Genomic DNA, 19,085 nt, shown 5'->3' with positions numbered 1-19,085 from the left:
CTGCGGCCCAGCCCGCCGTCGCGGCTCCCGCCATCGCCGCACCGGCCCCGGCGCCCGCTGCCGCCGCCCGCTGAACCGCACGCCCTGCGCGAGGTCCGCCCATGACCCAGCCCTGGCTCGACGACGACACGCTGTCCGCCGTGCGGCCGCAGGTGCGCCGGTTGCTCGAGCGCTCGCCCGGCTTCCGCGCCCTGCCGGTGGAACAGCAACGCGAGCTCGCGCGCACGATGGTGCGGGTGGCCTCGTACATGGCCAATCCCGACGGGCTCGCACGGCAGGAGCTCACGCCCGGCCAGTCGGTGCTGGCCCATGCGCCGGCGCCGCCGCTGGCGCGCGCGCAGGCCGATGCGGTGGAGGCGGCCAAGGGCAAGGCCTCCGACAAGGTGGGCACCTTCGCCGGCGCGGACTTCCAGGCCGGCGCCGTGAAGCAGGGCGTGGAACAGTTCAGGAACCTGGTCGGCACGGTGGACTTTCCCAGTTTCGTCGGCGGCCTGATCCAGAACGTGTTCCAGGCGATCGTGAACGCGAGCATCCAGCAGATGAACGCCTACGGGCAACTGCTGAAATCGGTGGCGCAGACGGTGGACCAGTTCGCGCAGGACAACATCAGCCTGAACAATGCGCGCGATTGGCTGGCCGACAAGTACCCGGACGCCATCGGCGTCGACGAGGAGGGTGCGCAGGAGGAAGGCGGCCAGCCCCGGCTGGCGATCAAGGGCGAGGACGGCGACGCCGCGCTGCAGCAGATCAACGCCGACATGGGCCTGGCGCAGCCGATCACCGACCTGTCCGATCCGGAACAGGAAAGCCGGCTGGTGATCGCCGCGCGCCTGCAGATGGCGCGCAGCCGGCAGCAGCTGCTGTCGTCGATGGTGCTGCTGGGCATCAACCGCATCGTCGTGACCGACGGGGCGATCAACGCCAAGGTGGTGTTCGACCTGAAGGCGAGCGACCAGGCGCAGCGCAAGGCGCGCGCATCGCTGTACGACAGCCAGGCCAGCATGAACCGCAACACCACGGCCGTCGGCGGCAACTGGGGTTGGGGCGCGGCGGGTTCGGTGAACGAGAACGTGCAGCAACACGTGACGACGGTCGGTTCGGCAGTGGACGAAACCTCGGAGTCGAAGGCCGAAGTCAAGGCCAAGCTGAGCGGCGAAGTCCGCGTGAACTTCAAGAGCGACTACTTCCCGATGGAGAAGCTGGCCACGCCCGGCATGATCGCGGCCATCCAGGGCAACTCGCTGCCGGTGGATCCCAACGTCACGCCTTCGGCCCGCGGCGCCGCACCGGCCGCGGCGCCGGCGGCCGCCGCGCACTGAGGAGCGGGCGATGCTCGCTGCCGCGATCTTTCCCGCACCGGCGCCGGCGCCGCACCGTGCCGATCCGCGGCTGCTGCGGGCGATCGCGCAGGCGCTGGCGGACCTGGGCGACATCGAACTGCCCGACACCGCGCCGACCGCGGAGGACGCGCGCAACCTGGCGGCGATCCCGCAGCTGTACTTGGCCAGCGAGCTGGAACAGGCGGGCCTGCTGCGCACCGCCGAACTGGTGGCCGGCCTGTTCGCCAGCGGCTCCATCACCCAGCCGCTGGGGCCGACCGCGCAATTGCTCGCCAGCTTCTGGCAGGGCCGGCGCGAGCGGCTGTCGACCGAAGAGCGGCAGCAACTGTTCGCGCAGGTGTTCGAGCCGGACGGCTTCTACCCGCTGATGCAGTCGCTGTGCGAGGCGCTCGCCAACCAGCTGGACAACCCGCCGCGCGCCGGCGACGTGCATGCCCGCGTGGCGATGGTCGAAGCCGCCGACGCCCTCGGCGGCTGGCTCGCGCCCCATGCGGCCGGCATGGCGCAGTTCGCGGCCGCCGACATCCTGCAGGCGCTCTCGCAAGCCACCCACTTCCTGCGCGACCGGATGCTGCAGTCGGCCTTCGGCGTGCACGACCTGTGGGGCCTGGTGGGCGCGGTGGGCAGCGCGCAAGGCCAGGGCCTGGGCACGGCGCGGCAACGGGTGGAGCTGGGCCGGCACGGTGCCGAAGTCCTCGGCTGGCTGGCCCGCAGCGTGACCCTGGCGTATGCGTTCGATCCGGCCGGCGCCGAGGGGCAGCGGCTGATGTCTTCCGCCGAGGGCTGGCTGATGGCGTGGTCCTCGCTGAACCGCCATGACGAGCGTCGCGTCGCCCCCGCGGCCTGAGGCCCCCGCCGCCGCCGGCGCGCCGCCGACGTGGCTGCGCACGGCGGTGCGCAACGTCCTGCTCGATACGCCGAGCTACGGGCAGCTCGATGCCGGACAGCGCCGCGAACTCGCGCAGGCGATGGTTCGCGTGGGCCAGCTGGCGGCCGAGTGCATCGCCGAGGAGCGGGCCGCGCAGGCGCAGATCGACGGCCGGCCGCTGGCGCAGGCGCTGGAGGACCAGCCCGGCTTCGGCGAGTCCGCGCGGCGCATCGGCCAGGTCACGCGCGACACGCTGGAGGCGATCTCGTTTCCGCGCTTCGTGACCGACCTGCTCAATGGCGTGTTCCGCGCCATGAACGACTCGAGCCAGGCGCAGCTGCAGCAATTCCTGCAGCTGCTCAATGCGGTGTCCAGCACGGCGAGCGGCTTCGAGCAGACGCAGACCAGCGAGATCCAGGTGCGCGCCTGGCTGGTGGACCATTTCCCCGCCAGCTTCGACATGGACCTGCCGGAGCCGCCCGATCCCGGCGAGGAGCCGCCCGATCCCGAAGACGTGCAGCCGCCGCGGCTGCGCCTGAAGGCCGGCGGCAGCATGCCCTCGGAGGACGCCTTGCGCGCGGCCCTGGGCGTGCAACCGGGCGAGGACTTCAGCGCCGGCAGCAACCCGGAGGCGCTGGTGCCGCTGGCGCGCCGGCAGCTGGCGCGCCAGCGCCAGGGCATGCTGGCGACGATGGTGCAGATGGGCATGCAGCGCATCGTGATCGACGCCGGGCGCATCAGCGCCGCCATGCGCTTCCACATCGACACGCGCAGCGCGGCGAGCCGCGACCGCGGCAGCCAGTTCGGCATGCAGAACCGGGTGCGTGCGTCCGGCAGCTTCGGCGTGGGCGCCTGGGGCGTCAGCGCCGACGTCGAGAACACCATCTCCTACGTGAGCACCGAACGCTCGCAGTCCACCGAGGAGATCAACACCAGCGCCGACCTGAATTCGTCGGTGGAGCTGAACTTCCACACCGACGCCGTGCCGCTGAACCGGCTGGCGGCGCAGGCGCAGGCGGACCGCGTGCGCAGCGCGAGCCTGAACCCGGACCACGAGATGGAATTGGCCGCCGTCCGGGCCAGCACCGACCGCGTCACCGCTGCGCGCGCGGCCGACGAATCGCGGCGCGGCGGCGTCGACACGGCACTGCGGTCCGGAACGGCGCCGCCGCCGTCGACGCAACCGCTGCGGCCGCCGCCGACTCCCACGCCGTCGCCAACTCCGGCGCCCAGCCGGCCACCGGCGGCGACGCCGGCACCGACCGCGACGCCCGCGCCCACCGGCACCCCGGCGCCCACAGCGACGCCTGCGCCTACCGCCACTGCGGCACCCACGGCCGCACCGCGCGCAACGCCGGCACCGACCCGCGCCCCGGTGCGGCGCTGAGTCAGGCGTTCGGCCGCGCGTCCGGTTCCTCGCCGCCTTCGGTCAGGCGCGCGTCGGCCTGCGCCGCGTACCAGTGCGCGCGGCCGACCAGTTCGCGCAGCGTGAGATCGGTTCCGGGGCCGGTCAGCAGCAGGTCCTTGGGCAGGACGGGCCAGCCTCCCGGGGGATGGGTCGCCGGTGGCGGTTCGCTCGCACGGCGCACCGCGCTGTCGGCGATGCGCTGGTACAGCGCCTGCGTCTCGCGCATCGGCTCGATCGCGAGCTCCTTGCGCAGCGATGCACGGCAGGTCTCGAACTGGTGCAGCGCCATGGCGCGCTGGCCATTGAGCAGGAACAGGCGCATCAGCTCGCGGTGCACGTCCTCGCGCAGCGCGTCGCGGTCCAGGATGTCCTGCCCGTAGCCGATCGCCCGCGCGTAATCCTGCGCCAGCGTGCTCAGCTGCATCAGCCGGCCCAGGGCGTTGAGCAGGGTGCGCCGGTGCAGCTCCCGCGCGCGCAGCGCCCAGTCGTCGGTGAAGCCGGCGAGGATGTCGTTGCGGTAGAGCGCCACGCCCCGACGCAGTTGCTCCACGTGCTCGCTCGACAGTTGTTCCAGCGGGCGCGACAAGGCCGGCGTGACCAGGCGCGAGAACTCGTCGACGTCGAGCTGCAGCTGCGCGTCGTGCGGCAGGCCGATCGCCCCGCGGCGGTCGCACACCACAACCTCCGGTTGCGCGAGGGGGGGCCGCGCGAGCGCCTTGCGCAGGCGCCACAGCACGGTGTTCAGCGAGCGGATGGTGGCCCCTTCGCACTGCTCCGGCCAGAGCGCGGTCAGCAGTTCGCTGCGGGCGAAGAATCGGCCCCGTGCCAGCGCGAGGTAGGCGAGCAGGCTGCCCGGGCGGCCCGCCAGTTCCACCTCGGCCGTGGCCGCCGTGCCGTCGCCGCTGGCAACCGACAGGTGACCGAACAGGTACAGATACAGCATGGCGGCCCTCCTGCGTGTCCGCACCTTCGCCGTGATGCAGAGCCAAAGCTTTTACACGCAGTGCCGCGAGGGGGTCCCTGTCAGAGTTGACAGTGCGCGTAACAATCGGTGCCGCCTCCGAGGCGAACGCGGTGCGTCCCCGCGCACTCGCGCGCCATGCAAGCGGGCAGCGCAGCCCAGGCGCGGAGCGACCGCTAGTTCCTGCGCGACGCCGACACCAGCACCGGCTGGTCCCGGTAGACCTGCGGCAGCGTCGCCTTCAGGTTCGCGATCTTGGGCCGGTCGAAGGCCGCGATGTAGGGTGATTCGGGGTGCAGCGTCGCGTAGTCCTGGTGGTAGGCCTCGGCCGGATAGAACGCGGCCAGCGGGCTCACCTGCGTGACGATCCGGCCGGGGAACACCTTCGCCGCATCGAGCTGCGCGATGTAGCCCTCGGTCACGCGCTTCTGTTCGGCGTCGCGGTAGAACACCGCGGAGCGGTACTGCGTGCCGTGGTCGGGCCCCTGCCGGTTCAGCGTGGTCGGGTCGTGCGCCACCGAGAAGTAGACCTGCAGCAGGGTGCCGAAGGAGACCTGCCGCGGGTCGTACGTGACCTGCACCGATTCGGCGTGCCCGGTGCGGCCCGAGCCGACCAGCTCGTAGCGCGCGCTGGCCGCATCGCCGCCCGCGTAACCGGACACGGCATTGAGCACGCCGCGCGTGTGCTGGAACACCGCCTGCACGCCCCAGAAGCAGCCGCCCGCGAAGACCGCCGTCTCCGTGGGCGTGGTCGCGACCACGTCCTGCACCGGCGGTGGCAGCCGCACCGCCTTCTCGGCGGCGAGGCCGCTGGACAGGAAGGCCCAGGCGGCGAGGGCCGCGGCGGTTGCGGCGATCCAGGTCCGGTTCATGGCATGCCCCTTGTGTGGACAGCCATTGTGCGGCGGCGATTCAAAGCCCGTGCGGGCCCTTGCCGGTGACCCCACGCGCCCCCACCTGCCAACGATGTCCACACCGCTTTCCGTCCTCGACCTGGCCCCGATCACCGAAGGCCATGACGCCGCCCAGTCCTTCCGCAACTCGCTCGCCCTGGCCCAGCACGCCGAGCGGCTGGGCTACCGCCGCTTCTGGCTGGCCGAGCACCACGGGATGCCCGGCATCGCCAGCGCCGCGACGGCCGTGCTGATCGGCCACGTCGCCGGCGGCACGCGCACGATCCGGGTCGGCGCGGGCGGGATCATGTTGCCCAACCACTCGCCGCTGGTGATCGCGGAGCAGTTCGGCACGCTGGAGTCGCTCTATCCCGGGCGCATCGACCTCGGCCTGGGCCGGGCCCCCGGTTCCGACCAGGCGACGTCTCGTGCGTTGCGCCGGGATCTCGCCTCGAACCCCGATGCGTTTCCGCAGGATGTCGTGGAGCTCATCGACCTGATGTCCGACGAACCGCGGCAGGCCGTTCGTGCCGTGCCCGGCCGCGGCCTGAAGGTGCCGGTGTGGATCCTCGGCTCCAGCCTGTTCGGCGCGCAACTGGCCGCCATGCTGGGCCTGCCCTACGCTTTCGCCTCCCACTTCGCACCGGCGCAGATGATGCAGGCCATCGCGCTGTACCGCGCGACTTTCCGGCCCTCGGAGAAACTAGACAAGCCGTATGTGATGCTGGGCTTCAACGTGTTCGCGGCGGACACGGATGCACAGGCCGCGGTACTCGCGACGTCGATGCAGCAGGCCTTCGTCAACCTGCGCACCGGCCGCCCGTCGAAGCTGCAGCCGCCGCTGCCGGGCTACTTGGACACTTTGCCTCCACCGGCACGCTCCATGCTGGACGACGTGCTGTCGTGCAGCGCGATCGGATCCCTGGACACCGTCCGGCGCGGCCTGCAGGCTTTCATCGCGCGCACCCAAGCTGACGAGTTGATGGTCACGTCGCAGGTCTTCGACCACGGCGCCAGGCTGCATTCGTACGAACTCGCGATGCGCGCGATGGCGCCGGGGTGATGCGTCCCGGGCCTAACCACCCAGCGCGATGCATGCGGCGCCGATGACGACGCCCGCCATCGCGAAACCCACGGCGCATTTCCAGGGCGTCACGCCCATCCAGCGACCGAGCCGCAGGCCCTGCGAGAACAGGATCGCTACGGCCAGCACCTGCGACACGCGCAGCGCCGTCTGCGCGTCCGCGATGAACAGGAAGGGCAGTACCAGCGGCAGCGTGGCGGCGAACACCAGCAGCCAGATCAGCAGCGCCGCGCGCACGTCCTGGCCGTCCAGGCGGCCGGGGACCGCATCGCCATGCTGCTGCAGCCAGCGGCGAAAGCGCGCCCGCTGTTCGTCGTCCAGCCGTTCCATCAGGCCGGGGGGCGTGTAGGCGCGCAGCCGCGCGCGGAACACGGCATCGGATTCGGCATCGCGCAGTTCCTGCACCGCGCGGGTCTTGCGCCGGCGTTCCACCAGCGTGTTGATGAGGTACATGGCCGCATCCACCATGCCCCAGGCGACGTTGCAGGCGAGCGCCGCGACCAGCAGGGCGCGGGTCCCGCCCTCGGCTTCGCCGCCGCCCACGCGCACGGCGGCCGTGATGGAGAGCGTCATGATGATGCCGAACACGATCTCGCTGGCGCGCTCCGGCGGCGTCAGCAAGCCCGTGCTGTCGTGGTCCGTGGCGTCCGTGTCGCTCATCCCGCGTCCTGCTCCATTCAACGGAAGGCTTCCAGCGCCGATCCCACGTACAGGTACCAGGCGGAGTGGCCGTTCTGCGAGCGGCCGTAGCCCAGGTAGACCGGCCCCAGCTTGGAGTCGACGCCGAAGAACAGCGAGCCGCCCCACAGGGCACCGCGCGCGGGCGTGCCGTCGATGCGCTGGAACACGTTGCCGGTCTCCAGCGAAAAGCCGCCCCAGGCCGCGGTGCCGAAGGTTTCGACCAGGTAGGTGAGGCGTCGCCGGTACTGCAGCGCCGCGAATGCGTATTCCTTGCCCACCAGCTCGTTGAGGTGGTAGCCCGAAAAGCGGAACAGGCCGCCTTGCTTGAACTGGTCGTGGTAGGGCACCTCGTCGCCCTGGCTGGTGCCGCCAGCCAGGATGCCGCTCCAGACGTTGGCCCCCGCGGTCACCACGCTCGTGACGCTGGCCGAGCCGACGCGGTAGCCGCTGTCCGCGCCCAGCGTCGTGGACGAGGCCAGGGCGTCCGCGCGTGCCAGGGTGCCCGTGGAGGGGAACAGCCGCTGGTCCAGCGTGTCGAACTGGACGTGCAGCGTGCCCGCGCCGAGTTGGCTCTTCGCGGGGCCGGCCAGTCCCGTGGTCCCGACGACCGTCTTGGACTCGGTCTGGCCCGTGACCACGCCCAGGCGCACTTCGCCGGAAGTGCCGAGCGTGCGGCCGACCTCCAGGCTCAGGCCGTAGCGGGTCGAATCGAGTTCCGCGACCTTCCGGTCACCCTGGTAAAGGTAGGCGATCGACTGCGTGGTGAACACGCTGGGCGCGATGAAGTAGGTGCGGGAAGACTCCAGTGGCTGGTAGAACTCGGCCCACAGCCCGCGCGGCTTGCCTACCTGCAGGGAGGTGCGGAATTCGCCGCCCAGGCTGTTGATCCAGCGTTTCTGGTAGTCGATGCGCACGCCCCAGGCGGTGTCGCCCTGCATGTCGGTGTTGAAGTTCAGGTTGAACAGCAGGTAGTTCGGCCCCCAGGGCTTCTCCACCACGTCGTAGGTCAGCACGTGGCGGCCGTCCGGCTCCTCGGAGAGGCGGTAGCTCGCCGAGGTGAGGTCGCCGTGCGCCACCAGCCGCGTGGTGTCGGCGTCCACCTTCTTCGGGTCCAGGACGTCGCCGGGCTGCGTCCGCACGATGGCGCGCATGACCTCCGGGTCGGTGACCTTGGTGCCGGTGATGCGGATCTCGTCGATCTTCATGCCTGCGGCAGCCGTGTGCACCTGCATGCCCGAACGCCACTGGGCGTACTCGCGCTCGCCGACGCTGTAGCGCGCCAGCGCCGGCATCGCCCGGCGGGCCGCGGCCTCGCCGATCTTCACCGCTTCCGGGGTGCTGGAAAAGTCGAAGGAGGTGATGTCCTGCAGCACCACGGGGATCGCCAGGTCGCCCGGAGTGAGGGTGGCGAGCTGGACCTTTTCGTTCGCCTCGATCGCGATGTTGAGCGCCTGCCCGGCCACCGACGTGAGCCGGTTCAGGCGATCGCGCGACACGGCAGGGTTGCCCACCGGCACCGCGATCACCACGTCGGCGCAGGTCTGCCGCGCCACGTCGACCGGCAGGTTGCGCACCAGCATGCCGTCCACGTACAGGCGGCCGTCCATCTCGACCGGGGCGAAGGCCCCCGGCACGGCCATGCTGGCGCGCATGGACGCGGCGAGGTCGCCCTTGCTGAACACCGCCATCCCGCCGGTCTCCAGGTCGGTGGCCACCGCACGGAAGGGAATCGGCAATTCGTCGAAATTCTTCACGTCGCCCGCGCCCGCGGCCACGCGCCGCAGCAGCGCCTCGATCTGGTGGGTGGGGACCACCCCGCTGGGCGCCACCACGCCGCCGTCCTGCACGCCCACTTCGAGGCCGATGGTGAATACATGGTCCAGCGACTTGCGGTGCAGCGGCACTTCCTGCCGCGGCGCGCTGCGCAGGATGTTCTTCCAGTCCACCGTGGTGATCAGGGCCTCCAGCTCGGAGGCCGACAGGCCGGTCGCGTAGCCGGCGCCGACCAGGGCGCCCATCGAGGTGCCGGCGATGCAGTCCACCGGCACCCGCATCTCTTCCAGCACCTTGATCACGCCGATGTGCGCGGCACCCTTGGCGCCGCCGCCGCCGAGCACCAGGCCGATGCGCGGGCGCCGCTGCGGATCGGCCGCGGGAGGATCGGCCGACATGGCCAGCAGGGGCGCGAGCAACAGCCCCATCGCCGCGATCCGCGCGAGCTGGCGGCCGGCGTTCAGGGGGAGGTGCGGTGGTGCGATCGAACCCTTCATCGCGGGGTGCGCGGCGCGAACGTCGGGCGCGGGTCCACCGGCGAACGCGACACCCAGGTGATCGCATCCAGCAGGGCCTGAGCGTCCACGGGCTTGCGCAGGAAAAAACGTGCGCCCAGCGCATGCGTGGCCTGGCGGACCTCTTCGTTCTCGGTGGCGGAGAGCACGATCACCGGCAGCCGGACCCCTTGCTCGCGCAGCTTTTCCTGCACCTGCAGCCCGCTCATCTCGGGCATCGTGACGTCCAGCAGGATGCAGCCCTCGGGCGCAACCGGTAGCTGCGCGAAGAATTCCTGCGGCGTGGCGAAGGCGTGCGGCTCGAGGCCGGCCGAGCGCATCAGGCGCGACAGCCCGCTTCGCACTGAAGCGTCGTCGTCGATGATGTAGACGTCAAAGTCCTCGTGGCCCGGTCTCACGCTCGCCTCTTTTGTAGTGGAGGCAAGACTACGGACCCCCCCCGGACGGGGCAATGAGACCTTGGTCGCATCGCCGCCGGGCGGCGGCGCTTCAGCGGCGCGGGGCTTCCACGGGCGGCGTGATGCCCGCCAGTTCGCACAGGTGCACCAGGGCGGCCACCGATCGGACTTCCATCTTCTCCATGACCCGGCTGCGGTGCACTTTCACGGTCTTGATGGAGATCTCCATGCGGTCGGCGATCTGCTTGTTCAACAGGCCGGCGACGACCAGCTGCATCACCTCCCGTTCGCGCGGCGACAGCCGATCGAAGCGCTCGCGCGCCTCGCCCAGCTCGCGGTCGTGCGCGCCGCGCTGCGCATGGGCGTCAATCGCCTGCGCGACGGTGCCCAGCAGCGTTTCGTCGTCCACCGGCTTGGTGAGGAAATCGACCGCGCCGCGCTTCATGGCGCCGATGCCCGTGGGGATATCGCCGTGGCCGGTGAGGAACACCACCGGCAGGGTACTGCCCTCGGACAGCAGCCTGGCCTGCAGCTCGGGCCCGGACAGGCCCGGCATGTTGACGTCCAGCAGCACGCAGCCGATGCCGCGGAACGGCAGGCGCTCGAGGAAGGCCTCGGCGGAAGCGAAGCCTTCGACGTTCCAGCCCGGCCCGCGCAGCACGCGCCCCAGCGCGCGGCGCAGGCTGCTGTCGTCGTCCACCACGAAGACGGTGGCGGCGGCCGCATTCGCGGGCACGGCGGCAGGAGAACTCACGGACATGTCGATCATTGTGGCGCTTCGCTGCGGACCGCCGGAAGCACGACCACGACGCGCGCGCCGCCTTCCGGGTTGGGTTCGATGTGGATGTGGCCACCGTGGGAGGAAACGATCGAGGAGCAGATCGGCAACCCCAGGCCGGTGCCACGGCGCTTCGTGGTCCAGAAGGCCTGGAAGGGCTGAGCGAGCTGCTCCTCGCTGAAGCCGGGCCCCGAGTCCCCGATCTCCAGGCGGACCTCGCCCGGCTCGGAGAGGAACACGCGGGTGGACAGCCTGCGCTGGGCATTCGGCACGTCCGCCATCGCCTCGATGGCGTTCATGACCAGGTTGAGCACCACCTGCTGGATCTGCCCGCGGTCCACCATGGCGATGCTGCCGTGCGAGCATTCCTGGTCCACCTGGATGTGCTGGCGGATGAACTCGCTGTGCAGCAGCTGGCCCATGTCGCGCACCACCTCGCACAGGTCCACCGGCCGCCGCTCGGGCTCCTGCCGCCGCAGCATGCGGCGCAGTGCCTCGATGACGCGCGCAGCGCGCTTGTCGTCGTCGACGATGTCCGTGAGGATCTCGGTCAGCTCCTCGGTGTCCACCGATCCGGCGGCGAGAAAGCGCAGGGCGGCCTGCGAGTTGCTCAGGATGGCGGCCAGCGGCTGGCTCAGTTCGTGCGCCAGCGAGGCCACCAGCACGCCGGTGCGCATCACGCGGTCCGAGTGCCACTGGCTCAGGCGCAGTTCGTCGAGCTCCTGCTGGGTGCGGTGGCGTTCGGTGATGTCCGTGTGGGAGAGGGCCGCGAACACGGCCCCGTCCACGGCGAAACGGCGGACCAGCGTCCGCAGGTGCCGCGCGCCCTCGGGGAATGCGCGGCTGTATTCCAGCTCGAAATGCTCTTGGCGGCCGGCGAGCACGTCCCGGATGCCGTCGGCCAGCTTCGCGGCCGCCGTGTGCCAGGTGAGCTGCTGGAAGCCGCACGCGTCCAGGTAGCTGCCGCCCGGCGGGATGTTCTCCGGCGCGGCAGGATCGTCGAAGCCCAGCCTGCGCCAGCGCTCGCTCGCCTCCACCACGGTGCCATGCGCGTCGATGACGCACACGTATTCGTTCAGTGCGTCGAGCGTGGACTGGGCCAGCCGGCGCGTGGCCGCCAGGTCCTCGGCCGCTTTCAGTTGCGCGCGCACCGCGGACTTGCGATTGAGCGCGCTCGCGAACACCCACCCGAGCACCTGCACGCGGTCCACGAAGCGCGCGGTCCAGCGGCGACCTGGCGGATTGTTCATCACGACGGCCAGCGCGTGCCGTGTCACGCCATCGACGGCGAACGGGATGTACAGCGCGGAGGTGACCGAAACCCTGGCCATGTGCTGCCGGTCCCGCACTGCCTCCACCGGCAGGTCGTCCGCGGTGGTGAACTGCACCACGCGTCCGAGCTCGATCGCTTCGCGCCAGACCCAGGGCATGTTCTCGCGCTGGGGCACCGTGCTGCCCTTGGGGACGGTGACCTCGTGGCTCGCCAGGTGCGTGAGAGTGCTGCTGCCTTCTTCGGCATGGACCGTGAAGAAACCGCATTGGTCCACACCGGTGAATGCCAGCAGCTCCTGCAGCGAGTCATCGATGTGCTGGTCGATCTGGTCCCAGCGCGCGCCGGCGAAGCGCGACGAGAGGTCCGTCAGCAGGGTCTCGAACCGTTCGGTCGCCTCGCGCAACTCGTACTGTTCGCGCCGGCGCAACGCGCCCACGACGCGCTCGGACAACAGGTGCAGGCGCTGCACCTGGTAGGCCGGCCAGCGACGGCGGCTGCGCGAGGTGGCGAGCGACACGATGTGGTCGACCTTGCCATTGGACAGGATGGGCAGCACCAGCAGGCTCTGCGTGCCCCAGCGGCGGAAACTCTCCTGGTCGCACGCAGCGTCCGCGGGCAGGTCCGAGGCATCCCTCAGGGCGATCGGCCGGCGCAGCAGCGCCACCTGCCGGAATGCCCAGGGAAAGAGGCTGCGCGCCTCCACCGCATCGGGCAGGGGCTCGCTGCCCGGGCGCTCCGCCTTGCAGCGCAGGCGCAGGTTGCCATTGGGATCCAGCACGCGCAGGATCGCGCAGCGGTCCAGGTCGAAGAAGGCGCGCAGGCGTTCCAGCGCCGACTGCGCCGCGCCCGGCAGCTCGTCGTAGCTGGCGTTGGCGATCGTCCAGGACAGCTCCGCGGTCAGCTGCAGGAAGCGGGACGGGGACTGCATGGAGCCGCGCCGATGCGGACGCGCCGCGGCCTCGCCGGGCACGGGCCTGCCTTCCTCGATTCCCGCGGCGCGCGTATCCAATCGGAACCCCTCGTCCTTTCAGCGCGGCAATGCTAGCGGGCGGCAGGCGCAGCTCCCTGGTTGCCGTCAGCCTCGCCCATGCGACCAAAGTCCCATTGTGCGCCGCCGCACCGCCCCCTCCAATGGATGTGCAACAAGCGGAACCGCCCCGCGCGCGGCGCGGAGTGTCGTCTCGATGACATGGGCGGCCGACGGGCCATGCTGTGCGCGCCTGCGTTGCGCGCCAGGCGGGCCCGAATGCATCACCTGCGGCCAAGGAACCGACGCCCCGACGGATCCACGAGTGATGGGACCTTGGTCTCATTGTCGCGCTGCCGCATGCCCGGCATCCTCCCCGCAGCAAGTCCACCGTAGGCCGCAGACCGGTGTCCAAGGCGGCCGCAGGAAACAGGATCCCACCGCATCGTCGATGCACCCAGGAAACGAAGAGGAAAACCCATGTCTATGAACACCAAGAACACCCGGCTCGTGCTGGCCCTGGCCGTCGCGCTGGGCACCTGCGCCGGCGCGCTCGCGCAGCAGCCTGCCGCCAATTCCTCGTCCACCATGGCGACTGCCCCGGGCAAGGCCCTGCTGACCGACGTGGTGAAGACCACCGCCACCGTGGTGGGCGTCGATGCCGGCACGCGCGTCATCACGCTCAAGCGCCAGGACGGCAAGGTCGTCACCATGACGGCCGGCGAGGAAGTGCGCAACTTCCCGCAGATCAAGGTCGGCGACCGCGTCGACGTCGAATACGGCCGTGCGCTGGCGCTGGAACTGCGCAAGGGCAATGCCGCCAAGGCCTCGGCCAACGAGTCCGCCGCCGTGGTCTCCGCTCCGCAGGGACAGAAGCCCGCGGCCGGCGCCGTGCGCGAGGTGACGGTGCTGGCCGACGTGGTCGGCGTGGACACGGCCAACAAGATCGTCACGCTCAAGGGGCCGGCCGGCAACGTGGTCGAAATGGTCGTGAAGGACCCGGCGCAGCTCGCCAACATCAAGAAGGGCGACCAGGTGCAGGCGGTCTACACCGAGTCCCTGGCGATCAAGGTCTCCGCCGCGGCGGCCAAGGACGGCGACAAGAAGGCCAAGGAAGCGGCCAAGTAGCGCGTCAAGAGTTCCCAAGGATCAACAACATGAAGAAACCCAATCCATCCCTCCTGTTCCTGGCCGGCGCGTTGCTGGCCGCGGGCGTCTCCGCGCAAGGTCGCGTCACGGCCGCCGATGAGGGCAAGACCGTCGACAACTGGCAGAACGGCACCGGCGAACAGGTGTGGCGCAACGGGACCAACGAACTGTGCTGGCGTGACGCCAACTGGACGCCCGCCACCGCGGCCGTGGGTTGCGACGGCGCGCTGGTGAAGCCGGCCCCCGTCCCCGCGCCCGCGCCGGTCGCGGTGCCCGCGCCCGCCCCCGCGCCCGCCCCGGCACCTGCACCGGCCCCCGTGGCCGCCAGCAAGGTGACGTATGCGGCGGATGCCTTCTTCGACTTCGACAAGTCCGTCCTCAAGCCGGAAGGCAAGGCCAAGCTGGACGACCTGGTCGGCAAGATGCAGGACGTGAACCTGGAGGCGGTGGTCACGGTCGGCCACACCGACTCGGTCGGCGCCGACGGCTACAACCAGTCGCTGTCCGTTCGCCGTGCCGAATCGGTCAAGGCCTACCTGGTGTCCAAGGGCGTCGACAAGAGCCGCATCTACACCGAAGGCAAGGGCGAGAAGCAGCCGGTCGCGGACAACAAGACCGCCGAGGGCCGGGCCAAGAACCGCCGCGTCGAGATCGAGGTGGTCGGGACGCGCAAGGCGCCCTGACGGCACCACGCACGGTGCGCTGCGGTAGGCCGCCATGGTGATGTCCCGCAGGCTGTCCCGGCGCCGGTGGCTGGCACTTGCGGCCGCCGGCGTGCTGTCCGGGTGCGGCACCATGGGGCCGACCTCGGTGCAGCGCGACCGCGCCGACTACGCCGACGTGCTGGGGCGGACGTGGAAGGAGCAGACCCTGATGAACGTGGTCAAGCTCCGCTATGCCGACGTGCCCGTCTACCTGGAGATCGCCTCGATCATCAGCTCCACCTCGCTGGAGAGCCAGGTGAACCTGGCGGCCACCAATTTCGATCGCCTGAGCACCGGCAACAACCAGCTGATCGGAGGCTACGGCCGCTACACCGACCGTCCCACCATCACCTATTCGCCCGTCGGCGGCGAGCGCTTCGCCCGCTACCTGCTGCGCCCGCTGTCGCCGACGGCGGTGTTCGGCCTGGTGCAGAGCGGCTACCCGGTGGACCGGGTGCTGCAACTCACCACGCGCGCCATCAACGGCGTGTCCAACCGTTCCGCCGCGAGCGGACGCCAGCGTCCGGCCGATGCCGAGTTTCCCGCGCTGATGGAAGCCATGCGGCGGGTGCAGCGCTCGGAGTCCATGGGCACCCGGGTGGAGCGCCGCGGCGGCGACGAAGTGGCGACGCTGTTTTTCCGGCCGGACCCGCCCGCCGACGTGGCCGACGACATGCGCACCGTCCAGAGGCTGCTGGGCCTGCGCACCGGCGCTCGCGACCTGAGCCTGATCTTCGGGCCCGTGCCGCGCAATGATTCGGAGATCGCGCTGCTGACGCGCTCGATGGCGGAAATCCTGGTGGAGATCGCCGCCACCATCGAGGCGCCCGAGGCCGACGTGCGCGAGGGGCGCGCACACCCCGCTCCGCCGCCGGCCACCGAGCCGCCGCCCTGGGGCGAGCCGCTGGTGCGCATCCATTCCAGCCCGCACCGGGTGGACGACGCCTTTGCCTCGGTCCTGTACCGGGGCCACTGGTTCTGGATCGACGACCGCGACCTGCCGTCCAAGACGATGTTCACCTTCCTGCTGGTGTTGCTGTCGATGGCGGAGGCCGGCAACACGGCGGCAGCGCCGGTGATCACCGTTCCGGCGAACTGATCCCCCATGAAAATGGCCGGCGGTGCCGGCCTTTGCTTCAGGGCTCCACCGGTGTCCAGCCGGGCCCCGGGTCGAAGCTGGTCATCTTCGAAGCCGTCTCCCTGGTCTTCGCTCCCAGGTTCTTCTGGAAGACCGTGCCGTTCTGGTTGACGATGAAGGTCATCACGCCGCTGTTGGCATCGTGTGGATACGCCACCAGGGCGTAGCCCGCGACCATGCGGCCGTTGATCACGTAGCTGTAGGCGCCACCCTTGGCGTTGGGGCCCTGCCGCTCCAGGATGCGGAAGTGGTAGCCGCGGTAGGCATCGCCCGACGCGTGGCCCGCCGTGGCGCTGCGTGCCAGCAGCGGCCCGAACGGACTTTCCTGGCCGTCGGGGCCCGCGTCCCAGTAGAGGCCATCGTGCTTGCCCGGCGAACTGCCCAGGCGCCGCGCGTACTGCACCACGCCGTCGCCGTCGCGGTCCTCCGCAGCGTACTGGCGCTGGGCGTCGACGTAGGCTCGCAGCACCTGGATCGCGTTGCGTTCGTTGGAGCCGATGCGGCGGTTCAGCAGTTCCTCCGCGCCCTGTTCGGCGGCGAAGTGCCAGCTGCCGCCTTCGCGCACGATGGGGATCGCCACCGGGAAAGCCTGCGGGCCAATTTTCAGGATGCGCCGGTTTTCGCTGGTGGCGTCGAGGCTGCGCCAGGTGGCCATGGCCGCCGCGGCCTCGGCGCGCCGCGCGGCGTCGTAGGCGGCGTCGCCCGTGCCCACCAGGCTGCGGTACTTGGGGCCGACCAGGTTCACCAGGGCGGCGTCGTCATTGGCCTTGAGCGCAGCCGCCAGCGCATCGGCCGCGGCTTCCGGTGTCGGGAAGGTCTGCTGGGCAAGTGACGCAAGGGGCAGGGCCAGCGCGAGCGCGACCACCACGCCGCGCAGGCCGGTACGGAAAGGTTGACGGTTCACGGAAGCCTCCTGGCCGGATTTCTGGATGGATGTCATGCGGACCTCCTCACCGGCGGCCACCGCCGCCTCGACCACCGCCGCCACCACCGCCACGACCACCGCCGCCGCCGCCGCTAGCGCGGGCTCCACCGCCACCGCCGCCGCCGGAGGGTCGCGACGCCGGTGCGCTGCGTGTGCTGGATGCGCCTGCGCCGCCGCCGGATGCGCCGCGGCTGGAAGCCCCCCGGGCGCTGTCCATCTGCGTCTGCCGGCCGGAACTCACGTCGAACGCGCCGCCGCCTCCGCCGCCGGCGCCACCGCCTACCGGTTGGGCCGAAGCCCGCGCTCCGCCAGCACCTGCACCGCCGCCACCGCCGCCACCGCCGCCACCCAGGCCTCCTGCCTGGGCGCTGCCACCCAGGCTGCCTGCCTGGCCGCCGCCGCGGTTGCCGCCCGCACCACCCCCGGCGGGCTGGGTGCCGGCACGGTTGCCCGCGCCTCCACCCGCGCCCGCACCGGACGTGCGCACGTCGCCCGGCCGCTTTCCGGAGGAGACGCCTGCCGATCCGCTCACCTGGCCCGGCTTCTTGTTCGAGGACCAGGCTTGCGAGCCGCTGCCGCGGTTGCCACCGCCCGCGTTGTTCTGCGTGCGGCTGCGATCGACGTTGCGGTCGCCGCGATCGACGTTGCGGTCGCCGCGGTCCACGTCGATGTTGATGTTGTTGTTGCCGCCGCCACCCCAGTTGGTGTTGTAGTGATTGCCGCTCCAGATCGCGCCCATCGCCGCGCCCCAGATCAGGCCGGTGGCGAGCGCCGCGCCTGGCGCGTAGGGGTAGTAGTAGACCGGATAGGGCGAGGGATAGTAGGCCGGCACGTAGCCGCCCGCGACCACCACGGTCGTGGGGTTGTACTGCGGCACGTAGATCACCTCCGGGTTGGCCGGGACGATCTGCACCACTTCCTTCTCCACCACCACCTGCTGCTTGTCGTCGGACTTGAGGTTGCCGGCGGCGACGGTCTTGCGACGGAAGGCCTGCACAGCTTCCAGCACCTCGCCCTGGTCGGCCACCACGGCCTCGCCGAGCATCGCGGTCCATTCGAGGTCGGCGCTCATCTTCTTGACCACGTCCGGATAGTTCAGCAGGTTCTTGACGGGGTCGTCCCACTTGGGATCGAGTTCCAGCTTGGGGTTCTGCTTGCGCTTGTCGAGGAACCGGTCGGCCTGCACCAGTTGCAGCGGGTTCGTCGACGCCGGCAGGATCAGTGCCACGAGGTCATCCGGGTACAGCGCGAACGGCGCCACCAGCTGCTCCAGCTCCTGGTCGCTGAAGGGGGTTGCCGCGGACACGCCCTGGTTGGCCGCCGGCGCCTGGGCCATGGTGCCCGTGGAGGCCAGCGCGGCCAGCACGCCCAACGCCACCGCCAGCCTGCGGACCCGCAGGCCGGCCCGCCCGGCGACCGGGTGGTAAGGAAGATTCATCATGGAACAACTCCAGCGCACGCCACTCCCTGGCGATCCTGCGGAGGGTAGGAAGCGCGGCAGTGGGTGCCAATGGGACCTAGGTCGCATACGGCCGGTCCATGGCCCGGCCCTGCGGTGCGGTGCTGCACGGCCAACGGGCGCGGCGAGGGCGCTGGATATAATCGTCGGTTGATCCCGAAAACGAGATTTCACTGAGGACGCCATGAGCGACAAGCTGGACGAAGCCCATACGGGCCCGATCAAGACTCCCAAGCAACTGCTGATCGCGGTGCTGTTCTCCTTCCTGGTCCCGGTGTTCATCATCATCGCGCTGGTCGCCTACGTCTCCTCCGAGAACAAGCCGGCCGGCACCAACGACGTCGAGAAGTACGTGCTGGGCGGCCTGAATTCGCAGGACATCGAGCGCCGCGTGGCCGAGCGCATCCGCAAGGTCGGCACCGTCGAGATCCGTGACGCCAACCGCCCGCTGGCGACCGGCGAGCAGGTGTTCAAGGCGCAATGCACGGCCTGCCACACCGCCGGCGTCGCCGGCGCGCCCAAGTTCGGCGATGCCGCGGCCTGGGCCGCCCGCATCAAGACCGGGTTCGACGCCCTGGTGCAGTCGGCGCTGAAGGGCAAGAACGCGATGCCCGCGCAGGGCGGCGGCGATTTCGGCGACGTGGAGATTGCGCGTGCCGTCGCCTACATGGCCAACGCCGCCGGCGCCAAGTTCTCAGAGCCGGCCGCTCCGGCTGCCGGGGCCTCCGCCGCGGCGCCCGCCGCGCCCGCTGCGGCCGCGGCGCCTGCCGC

17 protein-coding genes are annotated in these 19,085 nt (G+C 70.8%); 8 read left to right on the top strand and 9 right to left on the bottom strand.

The window, feature by feature from the left end:
* Positions 1-101 precede the first annotated feature (101 nt).
* Genes AC1DSA_RS25950 through AC1DSA_RS25940 form a run of 3 tightly spaced genes read left to right on the top strand, consistent with a single transcriptional unit; the run spans position 102 to position 3,595 of the window.
* The gene (locus tag AC1DSA_RS25950) at positions 102-1,319 is read left to right on the top strand and encodes a hypothetical protein (protein WP_477894136.1); all 1,218 of its coding nucleotides are present in this window, start codon (positions 102-104) and stop codon (positions 1,317-1,319) included.
* A gap of 10 nt (positions 1,320-1,329) precedes the next feature.
* Entirely contained in the window at positions 1,330-2,187 is an 858-nt protein-coding gene (locus AC1DSA_RS25945) for a hypothetical protein (RefSeq protein ID WP_477894134.1), read from the top strand.
* Positions 2,156-3,595 carry a hypothetical protein gene (locus tag AC1DSA_RS25940; protein ID WP_477894132.1) on the top strand — a complete coding sequence of 480 codons (1,440 nt, stop codon included), beginning with the start codon at positions 2,156-2,158 and terminating at the stop codon, positions 3,593-3,595. Before AC1DSA_RS25945 ends, AC1DSA_RS25940 begins: the two co-directional genes overlap by 32 nt.
* A 1-nt stretch (position 3,596) precedes the next feature.
* On the opposite strand, the gene AC1DSA_RS25935 is transcribed toward AC1DSA_RS25940, so the two are convergent.
* Both AC1DSA_RS25935 and msrA read right to left on the bottom strand, forming a co-directional pair.
* The gene (locus AC1DSA_RS25935; RefSeq protein ID WP_477894130.1) at positions 3,597-4,559 is read right to left on the bottom strand and encodes an AfsR/SARP family transcriptional regulator; all 963 of its coding nucleotides are present in this window, start codon (positions 4,557-4,559) and stop codon (positions 3,597-3,599) included.
* Between the two features lie 194 nt (positions 4,560-4,753).
* Positions 4,754-5,449, bottom strand: a complete 696-nt coding sequence (gene msrA, locus AC1DSA_RS25930; RefSeq protein ID WP_477894128.1) for a peptide-methionine (S)-S-oxide reductase MsrA — start codon at positions 5,447-5,449, stop codon at positions 4,754-4,756.
* Between the two features lie 94 nt (positions 5,450-5,543).
* Here msrA and AC1DSA_RS25925 point away from each other — a divergent pair, with 94 nt between their 5' ends.
* A complete protein-coding gene (locus AC1DSA_RS25925) occupies positions 5,544-6,533 on the top strand; it encodes an LLM class flavin-dependent oxidoreductase (protein WP_477894126.1) in 990 nt (329 codons plus the stop codon).
* A 12-nt stretch (positions 6,534-6,545) separates the two neighbouring features.
* Here the strand turns inward: AC1DSA_RS25925 and AC1DSA_RS25920 are convergent, their stop codons facing one another.
* From AC1DSA_RS25920 to AC1DSA_RS25900, 5 genes are all read right to left on the bottom strand, one after another.
* Entirely contained in the window at positions 6,546-7,214 is a 669-nt protein-coding gene (locus tag AC1DSA_RS25920; protein ID WP_477894124.1) for a hypothetical protein, read from the bottom strand.
* A 17-nt stretch (positions 7,215-7,231) separates the two neighbouring features.
* Positions 7,232-9,505, bottom strand: coding sequence for a patatin-like phospholipase family protein (locus tag AC1DSA_RS25915; RefSeq protein WP_477894122.1), 2,274 nt, complete (start codon positions 9,503-9,505; stop codon positions 7,232-7,234).
* Entirely contained in the window at positions 9,502-9,921 is a 420-nt protein-coding gene (locus AC1DSA_RS25910; protein ID WP_477894120.1) for a response regulator transcription factor, read from the bottom strand. The genes AC1DSA_RS25915 and AC1DSA_RS25910 overlap by 4 nt, the downstream gene beginning before the upstream one ends.
* Positions 9,922-10,012: 91 nt before the next feature.
* Positions 10,013-10,681 (bottom strand): response regulator transcription factor, encoded by a 669-nt coding sequence (locus AC1DSA_RS25905; protein WP_477894118.1) that lies wholly within the window; start codon positions 10,679-10,681, stop codon positions 10,013-10,015.
* 5 nt (positions 10,682-10,686) lie between these two features.
* A complete protein-coding gene (locus AC1DSA_RS25900; protein ID WP_477894116.1) occupies positions 10,687-12,900 on the bottom strand; it encodes a GAF domain-containing sensor histidine kinase in 2,214 nt (737 codons plus the stop codon).
* 519 nt (positions 12,901-13,419) lie between these two features.
* Here AC1DSA_RS25900 and AC1DSA_RS25895 point away from each other — a divergent pair.
* The 3 genes from AC1DSA_RS25895 to AC1DSA_RS25885 are packed head-to-tail and all read left to right on the top strand — an operon-like array spanning position 13,420 to position 15,891.
* Entirely contained in the window at positions 13,420-14,067 is a 648-nt protein-coding gene (locus tag AC1DSA_RS25895) for a hypothetical protein (RefSeq protein ID WP_477894114.1), read from the top strand.
* A 29-nt stretch (positions 14,068-14,096) separates the two neighbouring features.
* The gene (gene ompA, locus AC1DSA_RS25890) at positions 14,097-14,771 is read left to right on the top strand and encodes an outer membrane protein OmpA (protein ID WP_477894112.1); all 675 of its coding nucleotides are present in this window, start codon (positions 14,097-14,099) and stop codon (positions 14,769-14,771) included.
* A 40-nt stretch (positions 14,772-14,811) separates the two neighbouring features.
* Complete coding sequence (locus AC1DSA_RS25885) at positions 14,812-15,891, top strand: hypothetical protein (protein WP_477894110.1); 1,080 nt, start codon at positions 14,812-14,814, stop codon at positions 15,889-15,891.
* A gap of 37 nt (positions 15,892-15,928) precedes the next feature.
* Here AC1DSA_RS25885 and AC1DSA_RS25880 read toward each other — a convergent pair whose 3' ends face one another.
* Together AC1DSA_RS25880 and AC1DSA_RS25875 are read right to left on the bottom strand one after the other, a co-directional pair.
* Positions 15,929-16,870 (bottom strand): DUF2950 domain-containing protein, encoded by a 942-nt coding sequence (locus tag AC1DSA_RS25880; protein WP_477894108.1) that lies wholly within the window; start codon positions 16,868-16,870, stop codon positions 15,929-15,931.
* 10 nt (positions 16,871-16,880) lie between these two features.
* Complete coding sequence (locus AC1DSA_RS25875) at positions 16,881-18,296, bottom strand: DUF3300 domain-containing protein (protein ID WP_477894106.1); 1,416 nt, start codon at positions 18,294-18,296, stop codon at positions 16,881-16,883.
* Positions 18,297-18,498: 202 nt separating this feature from the next.
* Between AC1DSA_RS25875 and AC1DSA_RS25870 the strand changes: the two genes are divergently transcribed.
* Positions 18,499-19,085, top strand: a 587-nt coding sequence (locus AC1DSA_RS25870; protein ID WP_477894104.1) for a c-type cytochrome, incomplete at its 3' end; no start/stop codon positions are given.

It is taken from the genome of Ramlibacter sp. P4_H7 (genome assembly GCF_056400765.1).
This window is presented reverse-complemented; position numbering and strand designations above follow the sequence as displayed.

Excerpts from the sequence above, each read along its gene's own strand:
- AC1DSA_RS25940 (WP_477894132.1), top strand. The coding sequence starts at position 2,156 with ATGACGAGCGTCGCGTCGCCCCCGCGGCCTGAGGCCCCCGCCGCCGCC.
- AC1DSA_RS25875 (WP_477894106.1), bottom strand. The coding sequence starts at position 18,296 with ATGATGAATCTTCCTTACCACCCGGTCGCCGGGCGGGCCGGCCTGCGG.
- AC1DSA_RS25950 (WP_477894136.1), top strand. The coding sequence starts at position 102 with ATGACCCAGCCCTGGCTCGACGACGACACGCTGTCCGCCGTGCGGCCG.
- AC1DSA_RS25895 (WP_477894114.1), top strand. The coding sequence starts at position 13,420 with ATGTCTATGAACACCAAGAACACCCGGCTCGTGCTGGCCCTGGCCGTC.
- AC1DSA_RS25900 (WP_477894116.1), bottom strand. The coding sequence starts at position 12,900 with ATGCAGTCCCCGTCCCGCTTCCTGCAGCTGACCGCGGAGCTGTCCTGG.
- AC1DSA_RS25885 (WP_477894110.1), top strand. The coding sequence starts at position 14,812 with ATGTCCCGCAGGCTGTCCCGGCGCCGGTGGCTGGCACTTGCGGCCGCC.
- msrA (WP_477894128.1), bottom strand. The coding sequence starts at position 5,449 with ATGAACCGGACCTGGATCGCCGCAACCGCCGCGGCCCTCGCCGCCTGG.
- ompA (WP_477894112.1), top strand. The coding sequence starts at position 14,097 with ATGAAGAAACCCAATCCATCCCTCCTGTTCCTGGCCGGCGCGTTGCTG.
- AC1DSA_RS25880 (WP_477894108.1), bottom strand. The coding sequence starts at position 16,870 with ATGACATCCATCCAGAAATCCGGCCAGGAGGCTTCCGTGAACCGTCAA.
- AC1DSA_RS25945 (WP_477894134.1), top strand. The coding sequence starts at position 1,330 with ATGCTCGCTGCCGCGATCTTTCCCGCACCGGCGCCGGCGCCGCACCGT.
- AC1DSA_RS25905 (WP_477894118.1), bottom strand. The coding sequence starts at position 10,681 with ATGTCCGTGAGTTCTCCTGCCGCCGTGCCCGCGAATGCGGCCGCCGCC.
- AC1DSA_RS25915 (WP_477894122.1), bottom strand. The coding sequence starts at position 9,505 with ATGAAGGGTTCGATCGCACCACCGCACCTCCCCCTGAACGCCGGCCGC.
- AC1DSA_RS25920 (WP_477894124.1), bottom strand. The coding sequence starts at position 7,214 with ATGAGCGACACGGACGCCACGGACCACGACAGCACGGGCTTGCTGACG.
- AC1DSA_RS25925 (WP_477894126.1), top strand. The coding sequence starts at position 5,544 with ATGTCCACACCGCTTTCCGTCCTCGACCTGGCCCCGATCACCGAAGGC.
- AC1DSA_RS25935 (WP_477894130.1), bottom strand. The coding sequence starts at position 4,559 with ATGCTGTATCTGTACCTGTTCGGTCACCTGTCGGTTGCCAGCGGCGAC.